General features: G+C 59.0%; 15 protein-coding genes and 2 pseudogenes. 4 read left to right on the forward strand and 13 right to left on the reverse strand.

The window, feature by feature from the left end; all coding sequences use genetic code 11:
• The first annotated feature begins 94 nt into the window (after positions 1-94).
• Both QD409_RS30590 and QD409_RS30595 read left to right on the forward strand, forming a co-directional pair.
• Positions 95-1,036, forward strand: coding sequence for a carbohydrate ABC transporter permease (locus tag QD409_RS30590; RefSeq protein ID WP_015341969.1), 942 nt, complete (start codon positions 95-97; stop codon positions 1,034-1,036).
• Positions 1,033-1,848 carry a carbohydrate ABC transporter permease gene (locus QD409_RS30595; protein WP_004119950.1) on the forward strand — a complete coding sequence of 272 codons (816 nt, stop codon included), beginning with the start codon at positions 1,033-1,035 and terminating at the stop codon, positions 1,846-1,848. Before QD409_RS30590 ends, QD409_RS30595 begins: the two co-directional genes overlap by 4 nt.
• A 508-nt stretch (positions 1,849-2,356) precedes the next feature.
• Here the strand turns inward: QD409_RS30595 and QD409_RS30600 are convergent.
• From QD409_RS30600 to msuE, 9 genes are all read right to left on the reverse strand, one after another.
• The gene (locus QD409_RS30600; protein WP_004119948.1) at positions 2,357-2,587 is read right to left on the reverse strand and encodes a response regulator transcription factor; all 231 of its coding nucleotides are present in this window, start codon (positions 2,585-2,587) and stop codon (positions 2,357-2,359) included.
• A gap of 688 nt (positions 2,588-3,275) precedes the next feature.
• On the reverse strand, positions 3,276-4,523 hold the full coding sequence (locus tag QD409_RS30605) for an SfnB family sulfur acquisition oxidoreductase (RefSeq protein ID WP_004119945.1): 1,248 nt from the start codon (positions 4,521-4,523) through the stop codon (positions 3,276-3,278).
• A 32-nt stretch (positions 4,524-4,555) separates the two neighbouring features.
• Positions 4,556-5,350, reverse strand: a complete 795-nt coding sequence (locus QD409_RS30610; protein ID WP_004119942.1) for an ABC transporter ATP-binding protein — start codon at positions 5,348-5,350, stop codon at positions 4,556-4,558.
• An 89-nt stretch (positions 5,351-5,439) separates the two neighbouring features.
• Positions 5,440-6,774 carry an ABC transporter substrate-binding protein gene (locus QD409_RS30615; protein WP_004119939.1) on the reverse strand — a complete coding sequence of 445 codons (1,335 nt, stop codon included), beginning with the start codon at positions 6,772-6,774 and terminating at the stop codon, positions 5,440-5,442.
• A gap of 96 nt (positions 6,775-6,870) precedes the next feature.
• The gene (locus QD409_RS30620) at positions 6,871-7,914 is read right to left on the reverse strand and encodes a branched-chain amino acid ABC transporter permease (protein WP_004119936.1); all 1,044 of its coding nucleotides are present in this window, start codon (positions 7,912-7,914) and stop codon (positions 6,871-6,873) included.
• A 1-nt stretch (position 7,915) separates the two neighbouring features.
• Entirely contained in the window at positions 7,916-8,812 is an 897-nt protein-coding gene (locus QD409_RS30625; RefSeq protein WP_004119933.1) for a branched-chain amino acid ABC transporter permease, read from the reverse strand.
• Complete coding sequence (locus QD409_RS30630) at positions 8,812-9,723, reverse strand: ABC transporter ATP-binding protein (protein WP_004119930.1); 912 nt, start codon at positions 9,721-9,723, stop codon at positions 8,812-8,814. The genes QD409_RS30625 and QD409_RS30630 overlap by 1 nt, the downstream gene beginning before the upstream one ends.
• A 122-nt stretch (positions 9,724-9,845) precedes the next feature.
• Positions 9,846-10,955, reverse strand: coding sequence for a dimethylsulfone monooxygenase SfnG (gene sfnG, locus QD409_RS30635; RefSeq protein WP_004119927.1), 1,110 nt, complete (start codon positions 10,953-10,955; stop codon positions 9,846-9,848).
• 31 nt (positions 10,956-10,986) lie between these two features.
• A complete protein-coding gene (gene msuE / locus QD409_RS30640) occupies positions 10,987-11,562 on the reverse strand; it encodes an FMN reductase (protein WP_028755187.1) in 576 nt (191 codons plus the stop codon).
• 1,038 nt (positions 11,563-12,600) lie between these two features.
• Here msuE and QD409_RS30645 point away from each other — a divergent pair.
• Positions 12,601-13,650, forward strand: coding sequence for a class I SAM-dependent methyltransferase (locus QD409_RS30645; protein ID WP_004119923.1), 1,050 nt, complete (start codon positions 12,601-12,603; stop codon positions 13,648-13,650).
• 431 nt (positions 13,651-14,081) lie between these two features.
• Here the strand turns inward: QD409_RS30645 and QD409_RS30650 are convergent, their stop codons facing one another.
• The 3 genes and pseudogenes from QD409_RS30650 to QD409_RS30660 all read right to left on the reverse strand — a co-directional run.
• Positions 14,082-14,483 carry a twin-arginine translocation signal domain-containing protein gene (locus QD409_RS30650; protein ID WP_004119921.1) on the reverse strand — a complete coding sequence of 134 codons (402 nt, stop codon included), beginning with the start codon at positions 14,481-14,483 and terminating at the stop codon, positions 14,082-14,084.
• Between the two features lie 325 nt (positions 14,484-14,808).
• A pseudogene (locus QD409_RS30655) lies at positions 14,809-16,226 on the reverse strand (M10 family metallopeptidase C-terminal domain-containing protein); the annotation flags it as partial.
• A 386-nt stretch (positions 16,227-16,612) separates the two neighbouring features.
• Positions 16,613-17,041: pseudogene (locus QD409_RS30660) on the reverse strand (HlyD family secretion protein); the annotation flags it as partial.
• Position 17,042: 1 nt separating this feature from the next.
• On the opposite strand from QD409_RS30660, the gene QD409_RS30665 reads away from it, so the two are divergent.
• Positions 17,043-17,723 carry an argininosuccinate synthase domain-containing protein gene (locus tag QD409_RS30665; RefSeq protein ID WP_004119915.1) on the forward strand — a complete coding sequence of 227 codons (681 nt, stop codon included), beginning with the start codon at positions 17,043-17,045 and terminating at the stop codon, positions 17,721-17,723.
• 3 nt (positions 17,724-17,726) lie between these two features.
• On the opposite strand, the gene QD409_RS30670 is transcribed toward QD409_RS30665, so the two are convergent.
• The coding region (locus QD409_RS30670; RefSeq protein WP_430764526.1) for a transposase at positions 17,727-17,922 on the reverse strand (196 nt) is incomplete at its 5' end.

Below are 17,922 nucleotides of genomic sequence, written 5' to 3' on the forward strand. Positions count from 1 at the left end.
TGCGGACGTCGTACACCAGTCCCAAAGGCGTGGCTCGCGGCCGAGGGGGCACGCCTTTCCAGAGAAGAACGACGAAGACCACAGGCACGATGACATGACTGCGATCGATTTCCCCCCCGCTCGAAGACGCGCCGCCTCAACGACGGCAGATCACGGTATTTCGGCACACCGGGTCATCGGTTGGCTGTGGATCTCTCCGATCTTGCTCGGGCTCGCCTCGACCCTGGTCTATCCCACACTCTTCCTGGTGGCCCTTGCGCTCAGCAAAAGCACGCTCGGGAAACCCTTCCGCAGCTTTGTCGGATTGCGACATGTGCGGGACGTCCTCCAGGATCCGCTGTTTGTGACCTCTCTGACCAAGAGCATCGCCTATGCTTTCATCACGGCGAGTACCCAGCTGGCTATCGGCTTTTTGATCGCCTTGCTCTTCAGCCAGCTCCTGAAGGCCGGACGGTTCCTGGTAAGCCTGATCCTGCTGCCGCTCATGACGCCGCCGGTGATGGTGGGAGTCGCATGGAAGTTGATCCTCGCGCCGGCCGGAGGGCTCCTGAACGGGGTGCTCCTGAACCTTGGCATTGTCGACGCGCCCGTAAGCTTCCTGGGCGATCCTGTCTTTGCCTGGTTCGCGATCGCGGTTGCCGATGTCTGGCAATGGACGCCCTTCGTCGTCATCCTTAGCTTCGCCGCCCTTTCGACCATTCCCGAAGGCGTCCACGAGGCATCGATCATTGATGGAGCATCACCTCTGCAACGCTTCTGGCACATCACGCTTCCGCTCGTGGCGGCGCCGCTCTCCTCAATCTATCTCCTGAAGCTCATTCTCTCCTTCAAGGTCTTCGACCTCGTCTATGTCCTGACGTTCGGCGGTCCGGGCTTTGCCACTACGACGACCGGCTTCTCCATCTATCGCCGCGCATTGGAACAGTTCGATGTCGCCCGCGCCGCCGCCGAGACCCTGATCTATAGTCTGGTAATTGGCGCAGTGCTCTGGCCCGTCATCCGCATTCACCAGCATCTCGAGAGGAAAGACGCATGAAGATCAACCGCTCCGACATTCTGCTCGTTGCCGCGACCGCGCCGATCTTCATCTTCTTCACTCTGCCGATCGCGTATCTCATCTCGGTTTCTTTCAAGACCAAAGACGACGTGCTGAGCGGGCACTTCCTGCCGACAAGCCCGACGCTCGACAATTGGCCGGCCGCCTTCGAGGCTGCCTGTCTTTCAGGATTCATAGCCAACTCCGTTGCCGTATCGCTGCTCGCCGGCGCCCTGACGTTGCTGCTCACCCTCCCCGCCGCCTACGCCGTGCTGCGACTCGGCATCGGTGGCAAGTGGCTCGGTGATCTCACTCTGTCGAGCTACATGGCGCCACCGATCGTGGCTCTGATTCCCCTGTTCTATCTTCTCAAGGCAACCGGGCTCCTCAACACGCATGCCGGACTTGTGATGCTCTACGGCTTTGCCAATATTCCCGTCGCCTTCTGGCTTCTCACGCCTTTTCTCCGGCGCATGCCGCTGGAGATTGAACAGGCGGCAGCAGTCGACGGAGCCGGCCCCTTCCGGATCCTTGTCCATATCGTCGTGCCGATCATTGTGCCAGGCATCGTGGCGACGCTGATCATTGTCTCGGTCCTCGCCTATAACGAGTTCCTCTTTGCCTCCGCCTTCACCTTTTCCGACGAGACGCGCACGCTTCCCGTCGGCATCTCGCTCTTCCAGGGGGATCGGCTGGTCAATTTCGGACAGATGGCGGCTGCTTCTCTCGCGGGCATCGCACCAGTCTATCTGGTGGCACTCTTCCTGCAGCGTTATCTCGTTGCAGGTCTTGCCCATGGCGGCCTCAAATGACGACTGGACACGGTGCAAGCACGAGAATTCCGAGGAGTGGGCGGGATTGTTCCTCCGAGCCGTCACCCTCGCTAGAGAAGCTCGGGCGCATCCATACCCGCCTCAGTCTTATGACAAAGGGAGTGAACTGCTTCGTCGCCAGATCCGAGGCGAGCATCTCGCATGCGTACCGGCGTGTTCTTTTCGCATACCTAAACCGCTTCCCGTGACAGTGATCCGCCCCCCGCGCAAGATCTCTTATTTAGCTTCGAACGAGTTCAGCAATATTGACCTCAAGCCCAACTTGATAGCCGCAAGATAGTTTCATAAGTCGGGGAGACCTGCCCATTTCTCGATTCGATAAGGCAGAAGTTAATATACCCGCCCCCCGCCGGAGGGGGTTTAAGGCGAGCTCCGCCTGCGTTCTGAGCTTCTGACCTGCTGGTGCGATGGGAAGATATTTCTCGTTCATCGACCCTCTACTCGAATTCCGGTTAGTCCTGCACTTCCCGATGCGAATTACAGATTCCTAATGCCATCCAATGATTCCGAGCTCAACAGCTTTCAATGCAGCAGCCATTCTGCTGCTGCAGTTTAGCTTTCGCATGGCATTCCTAAGATGAAAATTTACCGTGTGCTCCGATATGCTCAATGTCTTCCCGATCGCCCACGATGATTTACCTTTCGCAGTCCATGCGAGGCATGCTTTTTCGCGGTTTGAGATGGCTGGATATTCCGTGTTCATGGCCGAGTTTTGCATCGTGCGGTTCCTAGGTGGAGTCTTGAGCCGGCGAGAGGTTCGGAAGGGACAATGCGCTTGTCACCGTGATCGATCCCAAAGCGAGACTCAAGAACCGTGCCAAATCGTCAACTGTGGCGCCAAATGCGCTAGAACCTCAGTGGCGGGGCCGGTAAGTGTCAATAAAAATCGGTTTCGATGGCGAGATGAGCAATCTCTGAACCGACTCACGACAGCGACTGTCGGTTGAACCGGCCGCCTGACCAAAGTACCCCCTTAAAAAGGAGAGCCTTTCGTGTCGAAGGGCCGGATGTCGCAGCGAAAGCGCTGGCGATCTCGCAACAGCCGGCGGCCGTCATCATTCATATCACCGCCGCCAAGCCTGACGGGGCAGCCGCCGGCAACTGTTTAGGCAAGCCGAGGTTGGCATGGAGCGTCTCTTCTCCGCCTTCGGTGCGGATACACGCCCCGCTCCTGCAAAAGCGGCACGACCTTTCCGACGAATTCGTCAAAGCCGCCAGGAGGTAAATGCGGCGCGAAGACGAATCCATGCGCGCCATCGGCTGCTCCGGCTTTTGATAATGCAGATCATATTGGCTTATTCGTCAACGCCTCCGACATATGTTTGGCAGAGGCCGCATTTGGTTCACTTTGCCACGAACCTTGAGGTCTCTCACGCCGTGACGGCGCAAGAGACTTTTGCGGATCGTCAACTCCACGCATGCAGCGGGGGATTTTCGCCATTCAGGAAATATCTTCCAAGAATGGCGTATTTCCAGCGCACGGGGTCATGGAGCGTATGGGTGCGCGCATTGCGCCAATGGCGATCGAGGTTGTGCTCGGCGAGTGTTGAGCGAGTGCCTGCGAGTTCGAACAGCTTGTTGGTCGCAGCAATCGCGATTTCGGTCGATAGGATCTTGGCCTCGGCCGTGACGATCTGCGCTTCGGCGACCGTCTCCGCATTGGGGTTCAGTACGGCGCGGTCGATTGCATAGCCGGCTTTTTCCAAAAGCGCTTGCGCGGCATGCAGGCGCAGCGTCAGGTCGCCGACGGCCTGGATTGTATAGGGATCCTCCCAGGCATGATCCTGGCCGCTATCCACCCATGCCCGGCTCTTGGTGCGCACGAAGGCGACCGTCTCGTCAATGGCGGCCTGTGCGATACCGGTGTCGACGGCAACCTGGATGATCTGGAAGATCGCACCATCTGCGCTCGGCACTTCATAGCCCTTGTATCCAGGCACGAGATGGGTCTTCGGCACCTTGACGTTGTCGAGCAGCACGGTGCCGGACAGCGTCGTGCGCTGCCCGAACGAGGACCAGTCATCGATGACGGTGAGCCCCCGCGCATCCCGCTCGGCAATCGCATACCAGGCCCGCCCTTCGTCATCGAGCGCGACGATCGGCACAAGATGCGCGAGCAGAGCGCCGGAGGAATAGAACTTGCGCCCGTTGACGACAACGTGGTCGCCGGCATCGCTGAAGCGCGTTTCGAAATCGACCGCCCGTTTGGAACCGAATTCCGAAAAAGCGTTGCCGAAACGGGTGCCTTTCAGCACCTCGGCAAACAGGAGTTTCTGCTGGGCGACATCCGATACAGTCCGGATGGCAGCGACGACCCCCAGATGGTTCTGGGCGATCTGACCGATCGATGAATCCGCCGCCGATATGATTTCGATGACCTTTGCAAGCGTGGCGTACGAAACCTCCGGGCCGCCGAAGGCCTTTGGCACATTGATCGACCATAGGCCGCTTTGCGAAAAGGCATCCAACTCGGCGACGGGCCAAATGCGTTCGCGATCGCGCTTGGCGGAGTCCTTCACGAATTCGGCCGCAAGCCGGCGGGCAACAGCGATTGCCTCGGCATCGTCCTTGATGACATGGGCGGGCTCAGCCGGACGAGGAACCGCCGGCACAGCCTTGACGGCATTTTCGGTATTGACCTGTGAGAGCGTCATGATGGATTCTCCTGGTTGACGATGGCGGCCGATCAGGCCTGTGGGAGGCTTGTTGTGGCGGGTATGGATGCCGGTGTGGATTTCTGACCGAGATAAAATGCCTTGACGTCGTCGCGTCCGCGCAACTCGGCCGCATCTCCCGAAAGCACTGCAGCGCCGTTTTCGAGGACTGTCGCGCGGTCGGCATAACGCAGGGCGATCGCCGAATTCTGTTCGGCAACGAGAATGGAAAGACCGCCTTCAACATTCAGCCGCCGCAACGTCCGGAAAATGTCCTGCACGACGATCGGCGCCAGCCCCATGGACGGTTCGTCGAGCACCAAAAGCTTTGGACGCGACATCAGCGCACGGCCGATCGCCGCCATTTGCTGTTCACCGCCCGAGGTAAGACCGGCCAGCGCGCGGCGCTTCTCCTTTAGTCGGGGAAAAATCGTGTATATTCTCTCCAGATCGGCGGCGATCTCGGAGCGCGAGCCGCTCCGTCCAAGGCCGCCGGAAACGAGATTTTCCTCGATGGTCAAATTGCGGAAGCAATGCCGGCCCTCAAGGACCTGCACGAGGCCGGCGCGCACCAATTCGGCCGGCGTTGCAGTGGTGACGTCGCGGCCCTCGTACAGGACGCCGCCGGCGGTAATCTCGCCGCGCTCGGCTGGAAGCAGGTTCGAAATCGCCTTGAGCGTCGTCGTCTTGCCGGCGCCATTGGCACCCAGCAGCGCCAGAATCTCGCCGCGGCGCAGTGTGAAGCTGACACCGTGAAGCGCCGTGATTGCTCCATTGTAGGTCGCTTTGATCCCGTCCACGCTCAGCAGAACGTCTTTTCCAGCCATGGTCCACCCAATCTCAGTGTGGTTTCGTATGCGAGCCGGGCACCGGCAGACAGCAGCAGGACCGCGCTGCCGATGCCCAGCCACCGGGCTCAGTTCGTCACGGCCTGTGCGTCTTCGGACGTGCGCAACTTGATGCCCTTTTCCTTGGCGTAGGCTTCCGAGGATTTCTCGATGATCGGCCGGAGCAGTGCCCAGTCCGGCGCAATCCAATCGGAGACGACGTTCCACTTCTTGCCGTCCCACTGCTGGAAGGTCACGTAGCCGTTGCCCTCGTGATTGTCCCAGGTGACGTTTATGGAATGGAACAGGCCCTTGGCGCCGAGCGCCTCGACGCGAGCCGGATCAAGCTGCAGGTGCTCGAAGCCCCAGCGGACCTCGTCGCCCGTCAGAGTCCGATGTCCGAACTTTTCCTGGGCAATACGGATCGCCTCGACGTTCAGGATACCGTTGACGATACCGAGATTATGATAGACGGAGCCGATGCGCTTCTTGTCTTCCAGATTGCCCTTGCCGTTGTCATAGAGCGTCTTCACGATCTCCTGGACGATCGGATATTCCGTGCCGGAGGCTTGGGTCGTGATGGCGGTATATCCCTTCGCGGCGTCGCCGGCCGGGATCACGTCCTCTTCCGAGTTCGACCAGACATTGCCGATGATATGGTCGGCAGGAAAGCCGGTCTTGGCCGCGGTTTTCAGGGCGACCGGGTTCATGACACCCCAGCCGCGCAGGACGACGTAATCCGGCTTGGCGCGGCGGATCGTCAGCCATTGCGCCTGTTGCTCATTGCCGGGATGCGGCACCTCGATCTGCTGCAGTTCGAAGCCATATTTCTGCGACAAGAGTTCATAGATCGGGATCGTTTCCTTGCCGTAGGGCGAGCCGTGATACAGCACGACGATCTTCTTGCCCTTCAGCTTGTCGAGACCGCCGAGCTTCGAGGCGATGTAGTTCACGATGCCCGAGGTCTCGCTATAGGGATTGAGCAGCAGCGGAAAGACATAGGGGAAAACGCGGCCATCAGTGGAATCCGTGCGACCATGGTTGATGGTGATCAACGGCACCTTGTCCTGCGTGATGCGGTCGATCATGGCATAGGCGATACCGACGGAAAGCGGGTTCCAGGCGGCAATATTCGGATTGCTCTTGAGACGCTCGTAGGCCTCGACGCCGCGTTCAACCTCGTATTGCGTTTCCGCTTCCGACCAGGTGAGCTTGACGCCGTTGACGCCGCCATTCCGCGTGTTGATGAGGTTCAGATAATCGATAAAACCACCGAAGAAACCTGTGCCGCCGGCCGCATAGGGCCCGACGCGATAGCTCTGCAGCGGGAAATATTGTTCATCGGCATGGGCGGCCGGTATCGCGGCCGAGACGGCTAGTCCAGCCGCAATGACAGCGGCCTTCAATTTCGCAAGCATGGTCATGTTTGGATACACTCCGGGTATTGTCCGGTGTGATGGCCGGAACTGGGTTGAATGAGCGATGGGTTTGATGTTTGCGGAGCTTGTGCCCCGGCTTGGTCAGGCCGGCCTGTCGATGGCAGAGCCCAACCGCCTTCGGATCTTGCCCCAAAGCGAGGAAAGCCCGTCCGGTTCCAGGATCAGAAACAGAATGATCAAGGCGCCGAGCACGATGCGCTGGCTCATGTCGAGCACGCCGGAATCGAAAACATCACCGAGCAGGAACGAGCCCAATCGAGATAGCACGAGCGGGAAGACGACGATCAGGGCGGCGCCGAGAAAGGCGCCCCGCGTCGAGGCAAGCCCGCCGATGATGATGATGAAAAGGATTTGGAACGATCGGTCGAGATTGAAGCCGGCCGGCTCGACGGTCCTCAGGTAAGCAAAGGCCCAAAGCGCTCCCGCAACCGCGATGATGAAAGAGGAGATCGCAAAGGCCAGCAACTTGGTTCTCAGTACGGGCACGCCGATGATGCGCGCCGCGATCTCATTGTCCCGAACGGCGATGAAGTTGCGCCCGGTTTGAGAGGTCGTCAGCCGATGCGCCAGGAAGGTCAGCACCACCACGATCGTAAGTGAAAAGAGATAGCGACCTGCCGGGCCCGTAAACTCGACGCCCGCAAGCGTCAGAGGCGGCGCATCAATGACCCCGGAGGCAGAGTCGTTTGAAAACCAGCTAAACTTGGTGAGAGCCCACTGCACGAAGAACTGCGCGGCGAGCGTCGACACCGCAAGATAAAAGCCCTTCAATCTGAGGCTCGGCAGGCCGAAGACGATGCCGATCACCGCCGCCATAAGGCCGGCCAGCAGGATGCTGACGATCAACGGCAGGCCATCGACGCGCAGATTGAAATTGTAAGCAGCAAAGGCACCGACGGCCATGAAGGCGGCGCTTCCGAGCGAGACCTGGCCTGCATAGCCGGTAAGCAGATTCAGCCCGACGCCGGCAAGGCTGAGCGCCAGGAACGGCAAAAGGATCGCCTCGAACAAATAGGTCGAACCGACAAAGGGAACCACGAGATAGGCGCCGGCAAGGATGGCAATCGGCGTCATCCAGCGGCTGAAAAGCCGTGTGGGATGATGATCGGTGGTAACGACGGCCATATCAGACCCTTTCCACGAGCTTTTGCCCAAACAGGCCGGAGGGGCGGATGAGCAGGAAGGCGAGTGCTGCGACATAGGCAATCCAACCTTCGATGCCGCCGCCGAAATATTCGCCGATATAGACTTCCGCGAGCTTCTCTGTCGCGCCGATTAGCAGGCCGCCGACGATCGCACCCAGAATGGAATCAAAGCCGCCAAGCACGAGAACGGGCAGCGCTTTCAGCACCACCAGCGACAGGGAGAACTGCACGCCGAGCCGCGCGCCCCATAGCAGGCCAGCCACCAGCGCCACGACACCGGCAGCCGCCCAGACCGTTGCCCAAATCCAGGGCAGTTTCAGTCCGACTGCAAGCGCAGCGAACTGATCGTCCGCTACAGCCCGGCATGCCAGCCCAATTCGGGTGTAGCGGAAGAAGGCGGACAGCGCCGCCACCATCGCAGCAGCGACTGCCGCCGCAAAAAGATCGAACTGGCTGATGAACACGCCGCCAATGTCGAATGGAACATCCTCGATCCCGAGCTCCAGACCGTGGACCTGCGTGCCCCAGATGAGTTGAGCCGCCCCCTCGATGATATAGGAGAGCCCGAGCGTCGCCATGAAAAGCGTAATCGGCGGCTTGTTGGTCAATGGTCGCAGCACGGTACGCTCGATGGCAATGCCGATCAGCACCATGACAGCGAATGTAATGACGAGCGCCAAGGCAAAGGGAACGCCACGCTCAAGAAGGCTGACAAAGGTCAGCGCGGCAAACAGCAACATTGCCCCTTGAGCGAAATTAAGCACGCCCGACGTCTTGTAGATCAGCACGAAACCGATTGCGACGAGCGAATACATAACGCCCGACAGCAGGCCGCCAACCAGCACTTCGATCAGAAACGGCCAGTCGAAATCTGCCATCAGATGCCCTCCCCATCCTCGTTTTCCGCAACGACGCCGAGATAGGCGTCGATGACGCGCTCGTCGGCACGAATTTCGTCCGGGCTGCCGTCGGCGATCTTGCGGCCGTAATCGAGGACCGCGATCCGGTCGGAAAGCTGCATGACCACGCCGATATCGTGTTCGATGAGGATCACCGTCGTGTCATACAGATCTCGGGCAGACCGGATGACGTCGGCCATGTCGTTCTTTTCGCTCGCCGTCATCCCCGCCATAGGCTCGTCTAGAAGCAGGATCTTCGGTTCCGCCACCAGGGCGCGGGCGAGCTCGACGCGTTTTTGCAGTCCGTAGGGCAGCGTGCCTACGAGACGATGGCTGACCTGGCCCAGATGCAGGAACTCGAGAATACGGGCCGCCCGCTCGCGTGCATCCGCCTCTTCGCGGCGCGCGCGGCCAAGCCCGAGGATCTGTTCGGCAAAGGTCGAGCACACGGTATAGGCTCGACCGGCGATGACGTTATCAGTGACACTCAAGCCCTTGAACAAGGCGAGGTTCTGGAACGTGCGCGCAACGCCAAGCGATGCCAATCGCTCCGTCGGCACATGACGATAGGTGTTGGAGCCGATACGAACATGGCCATGGTTCGAGCGATAGACACCGCTGATGACGTTGATCAGCGAACTCTTGCCTGCGCCATTTGGACCGATAATCGCCCGGATCTCCCCCGGCTCAACAGAAAGGTCTACATTGACCAAGGCAGCGACGCCACCGAATGACAGGCTGATGCCATGCAAAGAGAGAGCATGGGTCTCTTCGTCATGCTGCGGGATGCCGCCGGTCTTGCCCGGTGGCAACGCGCGGGCAATCTGGTCGCCGGAGTCCCGCAGCGTACCGGGATCCAGCACGTCAAGGGAATAGGTCGCGGCAGGCATTCAGTGTCCTCCATTCGGCTCGGGCGCGGCTTGAACATGGCACGCCAATCCCGTCGGCGTGGACCAATCGGCCCACGCACCCATCATGTTTCACTTTACGAGGTATTTTGCTGCAGCGAGGCCTATTCGGCCGCCACTGGCTGCGTGCTGGCGGCCTCTTCGAGCTCACGAACCAGCGGAATCACATGCTTGCCGAAATACTCGACCTCCTCCTGGAAATGCAGGAAGCCCAGCAGAATCAGATCCGCACCCGCCTGCTTCAGCGCCACAACCCGCTCGGCAACCTGCCGTGGCGTGCCGATGAGGTTCGAGCGGAAGCCATCATTATATTGAACGAGGTCTTCGAAAGAAGATTTCGCCCAGTTTCCTTCGCCTTCCGGCGACGCCTTGCCGGCGTTCTTAACTTCATGCCCGAAAGCATTGACCGCCTCGGGATTGGCCTTCTCGATGATCTCGGCAAGCACTGCCTTGGCTTCTTCCTCGGTTTCGCGCACGATTGCGAAGGCGTTCACCCCGATCCGCACTGAATGGCCATTCTCCTTGGCCTTCGATTGGATGTCGTCAACCTGCTTGCGGATCTCGGCCGGCGTATTGCCGTTGGTGAAGTACCAGTCCGACACACGCGCCGCCATGTCGCGAGCTGCGCGTGAGGAGCCGCCCTGGAAGATTTCCGGCTGCGGATCGATCGGCTTCGGCTTCAGCGAATAATTGTTGAAGCGATAGAAATCGCCGCGGAAGGTGAAATTATCCTCGGTCCAGATACCGCGAAGCGCACGGATGAACTCCTCCGAGCGGCGATAGCGCTCGTCATGATCAAGCCAGTGCTCGCCAATGGCGGCAAATTCACCGCGGAACCAGCCGCTGACAATATTGACTGCGACGCGCCCGTTGGTCAGGTGATTGATGGTGGCAATCTGCTTGGCGGCAACGGCCGGATTCCAAGGACCAGGCAGGATCGCTGCGATCACCTTCAATGTCGTCGTCGATTCAAGAAGGGCCTGACTGAACGAAACGGACTCATGCTGAAATTCCGCTCCATAGCCTGCCGTGAAACGGATCTGGCTTAGGGCATAGTCGAAACCGCTCGCTTCGGCGATCTGCGCAAGCTTTCTGTTGTATTCGATCGTCCAGCTTGTGCGCTGTTCGATATTCGAAATCACCAGTCCTCCCGAGACATTCGGCACCCAATAGGCAAATTTGACCGGATCGTTTGAGGCATTGGAAAAAGTCATGTAAGGCTCCCTCTGGAATTTCGTTCTATGGCTAAGCTGCCAATCCGCTGTGTTTTGCCGAGGCCGCGATCGCTCCGATGTCGAGCGCCGGCGTGATTTCAGAAACCTCTTCGACGGCTCGATCCACGCGCTCGAGGACGGCAGGATTCCTGAGCTCGTGATCGGTAAAGTCGGCCTCAAGCGCATAGATCGAGGTCGGGACGGTCAGCGCATTGAAGAAGCCGAAGAGCGGCCGCAATTGGTGCTCAAGCATCAGGCCATGCAACGGCGTGCCGCCGGTTGCGGCGAGGACGACGCGCTTGCCCGTCAGCGCTCGATGATCGACAAGGTCAAACAGATGCTTCAGCGCGCCGCTGTAGGACGCCCGATAAACGGGTGATCCGGCGATGATGATATCGGCTCCTTCCACCGCGGCAATGACCGCCCTGCCCTCGGTATCGAGCTGATCAGCTCTGAGCGCCCGAAAGAGCACCGGTGCTGCATCGACAAGCTCGATGCACTGCACGTGGCCACCAACGCGCTGCCGCAGGCGATCGGCGGCGACCTTCACCAAGGACGCCGTGCGGGACGGTCTTTTGACATTGCCACTCAGCGCGAGGATGTTCATGATGACCACGAGTCCCGATTGATTAGATAATTTACCCTATATATTTAGTAGCTTTTAGAAAGGCGAAGATGTTCTAATCTTCCGAGCAAAATGGATTGAATTACTGTTTTGAGCGATGGCTTATCGGAAGAATTTTCTCAAACGCAATCTGTCGTGCATGGCACGATGGGTGCTGAAGAACTGACGCCGAAGTGCGGGGACTGATCGACATACGAGCTCTGAGGGCAGTCATTTTCTTAAGCGCCTTACAAACTTTATATTGGCCGTTGATCGCCCGGCGTCCAACCCAGTGCACGCGTTGGGGAGGCCGATGGGGATTATGGCTGGTCGCCCCAGTGAGCGAAATCGCAACCAGCCTGTCCGTCTGCACCTTTGAATCGCGAAATCAGGTTGGGAAAGAAAAACGAATTCTTCGGCCGCTTATGATTCTAAGTTAGACATGACCTCTGGTTGTGACTGCCGCAGACATACGACAGCCTTGCGTGCGAGCAGTGATGCCGGAATTAGATCAGTGTTGGCCATTCTCAGTTCCTCGGCTTTCAGACCCGCAGCTTGCATCGAGATCCGGGCGTTCGTTAATACCGTCTTCGCCCATTTGTTGTCGCCCCTCCCAAAACTTCCTCTTCATCGTGGCACTGATCGGGGGCGGATTGCGACACGACATGTCCGCAACCCTACACCCCCCCGATGAAACATCCGCAATCTCGGACGGTTGCGGGGGCGACCTGATTGGCACGAGTAGTGCTCAGAAGAAGCCGGGGGGCTAAACCCAAGAGCGCGACGGAGGTACCATCGGCGGCATTATTCGCTGAAAACGGATGGCGATTAAACCGCCCAGTTTGCGCACCGCAAGCGTCTACGCGTTACTGTCGTGCGAGAAGGCCATGCAGTTAGAGGGATGCGCAGGTTCTAGATGAGCGTCTACGCAAAGCGTAGGCGGTGCATACATCCGAAATCGAGGGCATCGAGTTCATCTGTTTCCGACCCCTTGAACCACAAGCGGCGCATGAGGCCGCCACAAATCACGAGGAATTTCACATGACAGAAATCAACGAAACAACGCTCAATGAACTCGTGAGCCGCGTCCTTGACGACCTTGGCGGAGCGCTCAGCGTGCCGCTGGTACGGATTGGAGATGCTCTCGGGCTATACAGGACGCTGAAGGCAGTCGGGCCGGTGAAGGCCGACGAACTTGCCGATGCCTCGGGATGCGCACCTCGTTATGTGCGGGAGTGGCTGGCGGCACAGGCAGCCTCAGGTTATGTGCATCATGAGCGAGGATTGTTCTCGCTGACGCCGGAGCAGGCCTTCGTGTTTGCCGAGCCGGACAGCGCGGTCAATCTCGTTGGCGCGTTCGATATCGCTGCTGCGATGGTCGAAAACCAGCCGAAGGTGCAGTCCGCCTTCAAAACCGGCCGAGGCGTTGCCTGGGGAGATCAGGCTGGCTGCATGTTCTGCGCCGTCGCGCGACTATTCCGCCCAGGTTATATTAATTCCCTTGTGCAGGACTGGCTGCCGGCACTCCACGGTGTAATCGATAGATTGGAAACGGGCGCGAAGGTGGCGGACGTCGGATGTGGGCACGGGCTATCCACGATCCTTCTGGCGCAGGCGTTTCCCAATTCCCGCTTTGTGGGCTACGACTTCCATGCAGGCTCGATTGCCGCTGCGATCGCGCACGCCCAGGCACACGGGTTGACGAACCTGCACTTCGAGGTTGGCCGGGCGCAGGATTTCGACGGCGGAGATTTCGATTTGATCACCTGCTTCGACTGTTTGCACGACATGGGCGACCCGAAAGCCGCTGCGGCTCATATCCGAAAGGCGTTAAAAAAAGGCGGGGTCTGGATGGTGGTCGAACCAACGGCCGGAGATACCCTGGAGGAGAATATCAATCCGGTTGGACGGCTCTACTACTCAGCCTCGACGATGATCTGCGTTCCGACCTCGCTTGCCCAGGAGACAGGGCTCGCGCTCGGTGCGCAAGCTGGAGAGCGGCGATTGGCCGAGGTGATCCGCTCAGGCGGCTTCACTCATATCCGGCGTGCAGCCCAGACGCCCCTCAACATGGTGCTCGAAGCAACCTGACGAGAATGAGTGACGCATCGGTCCGGCCAGATGGGGCAGGCGCTCTGCGCGTGACGTCGGAAAGCGGGTAGCCGCCCTTGAAATTTGGTCGCGTCTGCTGGGTACAGGAGAAATCGCGCGCTTGCGATAAACTTAGGCCGGGTTCGAGTGCGATCCGGAACGCTGTCCTGCGGCTGTTTGGCGACGCCTTGTACCGGCGGACCTATGAGCAGCTCACACGCCCCTTCTGAAAGGCGGCCGAACAACCAAAGTCCCTAGCCCTTGGGTGCCCTCACCCGCAGATCGATCTCTCAACCTGGGATTTGATGGTGCGCCAGTTTGGTGGAGCAAAGCCTGCCGCTATTAGCCAGTGTCTACGCGCGAGTCAGGCGGTCACCTGTCGACATCGATTTTCGAGACGAGTTCTGTCGTCAGTCATTGGTCTTGCCCCCTTAATACATCACGATGTTGAGTGTGACGTCGACAGGCGAAGCCGCCTTGAGCTGGGTGCTCCCGCGCGCAACCAGCAGGCCATCCGCACGCTCCAAGCGCGCGACGATCTGCAGCGTTCTCGAAGCAGCCGAGCTTGCGGGCAGGGACAAGGAAAAGGCTATCGCCTTTGACCCGCCGTCGCTTCTGATGCGCGTTTCCGTGGCGCGACGTCGCGCATTATTTTGAATGGCACGGTCCTCGAGATAAATCTCAAGACGACCCTTCGGTATCACCGCGCCGCCCTCGAACGTGACCGTGCCGCGAATATCCGACGATTGAGCAGCGACTGGTCCGGCGACCGCCGCAACAGCCGCAGCCCCAACGGCCTGTAATACTGTGCGGCGGTCGGTCCGGTGCTTCATCGCACACTCTCCATGATTGCCTCGCAAGGCCCTGCGGTAGCGAGATTGCCGCTCAGCTAAGGGCTCGAAAAGATAAACCACTGCAAATGTAGTATCGGAAGGGGCGCCTGCAAGCGCCCCTCCTGGTATCGAGTTAGATGACAATGAAGTCGGCTGCCGAAAGCCTCAGATTTGGGGTCAGCTGCGCAACCTGAATGGCCGCAAGCTCTCCGCCTCCGTCGACGTCATATGACAACGCGCCGCTATCGGTGTTGTAGATGATGCGGTCGCCTGCGTTATGAGCGATGCCCTCCGCGCTCCCGTGGAACGCGCCCAAGGCGAGAGCGCCGTCTCCACCGCCGCTCTCAAAGACGAGACTGTCCAGCAGGATCATGTCGTTGATCACCCTGAAGTCCTTGATCCGCTCGACATTACCGTTCCCAAGCTCAGGCGAGAAGCGGAATGTATCCTGACCCTCGCCGCCGGTCAGCGTGTCCTCGCCAGCTCCGCCACAGAGGATGTTGCCATCGTTGCCAGGCAATTCGTCGGCGTAGATGATGTGTTCGACGTTGGCGATTTGCGGAATTTTCAGGTTCTTGGACAGGAGGATGACGGTGTCGTTCCCGCCGTTGGCCTTCTCGTGAATGACGTCGTCCGGGGAATCGACGAAATAGATATCGTCGCCGCCGTTGCCAGCCATGCGGTCGGCGCCGCCGCGGCCGTCGAGGACGTTGGCGCCGTCGTTGCCGATCAGGACATCGTCATGGCTGCTGCCGATGCCGTTCTCGACGTAATAGTCGGTCGCATCCGCGTTGTGTCCAGCGAAGATCGAAACATTGTTGCTGCAACCGTTGACGCTGGAGAAATGTCCGGCGCGCAAGTCGAGGATCGTACCCGCCGTCGAGCCGGAGAAATCGATCGTGTCGGTCCCGCCGGTATCATGGATCGCGAAGCCGATGTCATGCTGCTTGCCAGAGGAGGTCAGCTGGTAGCTACGCTGTGGGCTCCCGAAGCCGTAGATATTGTTCTCTGTGTTGAGGTCGATGTGCTGGTAGGTGCGCACTCCATTCGCGTCAACGGTTGAAAAAAGGCGGCGAATGAAGGCCTCGATGTCGGCCATAAGCGGCGTCGACGCAAACCAGAGGCTGGTTTCGCCGACAGCGTTGCTATCGAAATAGGACATGACGCTGTATTGCCACCGATCATATATCCAGGTCGCATCGTTCCGATAGGTGATCGGCTCGCGCCGTCGGGACCGCTGTAATTGTAGTCTCCAGGATGATTCAGACCGAATTGATGGCCGAATTCATGCATGAAGGCTTGGAAGACATAGCCGCCGACATCGGTCTTGTGGGCTTCCTTGTCGTCGAAACCCTGGCCGATGCTGACATGGTGACCGTTCGAATAGGCCATGCCATCGTCCTCCTCGCCAAGTTCGGGGCTGACAACCTCAATCTGGTCCGTGGTGCCGTCGAACGGCGCGTCGTCGATGATTTCGAATTTCAGGGGTGTGACAGACGCCCACATCTCTAAGGCGCCGATCGCGGCGGCCTTGTATTCCGGGTGGTTGTTGAGTTCGTAGAGATTGATCCTCACCGTTCCCGCAGCGATCTCGGGCGTCAGCCAACTGGGCAATGACCCAAGATGGTCGATAAAGGACTCATAATCCTCGCTCTTGCCATATGGGTTGTCGGGCGTCTGGTCGTTAATCCACCAGTCGTCGCTCGTCTGGCTTGGTTTTCCGGTCTGGCTTGGATGCGGCATCTTGGGATTCCTCTCTCTTCGATTGTGCGCAGTTACGGCTGTACCGTTCTGCAGGGGTCAAGACTTCCGGTACCAGTTTGGAGGACGCACAGTAGAGAAGGATTGACCTCACCATAAACCGCCCGATCGCTTAGGTTTTCTGTACCGTTGCTACTCAGAGGCCAATAACCGATGTTCATGATCCATTCGTCCTTAGCGCAGGATTTTGAACTGCTCCTGTCCTAACCCCAATTACATATGAGCCACAGCCTGCACGTGAGGCGCTGCGAACCCCCATACGCCGACGAAGCATTCCCCCGGAACGCATCGTTCTTAAAAACCGCTGCCCCGCCCGAGGCGCCCACCTCATTCGCCGATACCTACTCGCCGCTCCAGCCACGCGCTGCTCAATCCTCCCGAAACGCATGCTGCATCTGGTCGGTGAGCGGCTTTGTCAGGTAGGAGATGACGGTACGGTCGGCGATCTTGATGAAGACCTCGGCGGGCATGCCGGGGTAGAGCGAAAGGCCCTTGAGCTTGGCGAGGCTTTCCGGATCGGGGTGGATGCGCAGCGGATAATAGGTGGCCCCGGTGCGCTCATCGGTTACGAGGTCGGGAGCGACCGTCACGACCTCCGCCTCGACGTCGGGCGTGGTGCGCTGGTTAAAGGCGCTGAAGCGGATCTCGACCAACTGCCCGACGTGGATCTGGTCGATGTCACGGGTGGCCACCCGGGCTTCGACGGTCAGATCATCTGCCTCCGGTACGACGAGCATCAGCGTCTCGCCTGCCATGACGACGCCGTTGATGGTGTGGACTGCGAGCTGGTAGAGCCGCATGTGGAATCTCGTATCCACCGAGGATGGGATTCTCGCTTTTGTTCGCGGCGCATCAAAAGGGCAAGGAGCGCAATATTGGACCCAATCCCAGATAGGTCAGTTCTTTTCCTCGGGTGCTAAGCAAATTGCGGTTGTTCAGGCACCCCAGACCATCAGGACCAAAGGTTACGGTGCTGTGTCGCTCACCGCGTCGGAAATCTATCGCGTGGACTCCGATAACTTCGGCAGTCCGTATGAATGCTCGGTGATTTGCCGGCAGCAGAAGGCCGCCGCCCTCTCCAAGTTCGGACTGACTTTTGTGACGGATCGCACGTGGAGCGGGGACGAAAACCTCTGGTGCCGGGAATTTGAGTCTGGACCTTTGGACGATCCCGAGAACTTTTCTATCCCGGAAGAGGCGTTTGATTGGACCCGTAACATTGCCGCGCAGCAGCCGGTAGAGATCAAACTGGGGTTTATCGACGGAAATCTCGTGTCAATTGATGACCATGACGTTGCACTGATCGACACAATCCCGCTCCTAAATAAAACAGTTGGTAAATTCGGACACGGCCGCTTTGTCGGGCTCGAACACATTTCAACCGGTGAAAAGGTTCTCGAGGTCCGCGAGGCGCCCGCGGCGGCCATCATCATGGACGCGCTGCGGCACCTCGAAACCACGGCTCTGAATCCGGGTTAACAGTCATGCTCGGATGATTTCGGCCATGTATTGTGGGTTTCTGCCTGCTTTGTTTCGTCTGAGTTTGATACTGCGCTTGTCGTTATGGCTTCGAACCATGTTGATGGCGAAGTGTCGGACGACGGCCATGTTGGCTGGTCCATGCCCGGTTCGAGATCGGGCGGCATCCTCGTTGAAGGTGACGTCGAGTACCCAATGG

The sequence above is a fragment of the Rhizobium sp. BR 315 genome, from assembly GCF_050577975.1.
GTDB classification, from domain to species: domain Bacteria; phylum Pseudomonadota; class Alphaproteobacteria; order Rhizobiales; family Rhizobiaceae; genus Rhizobium; species Rhizobium miluonense.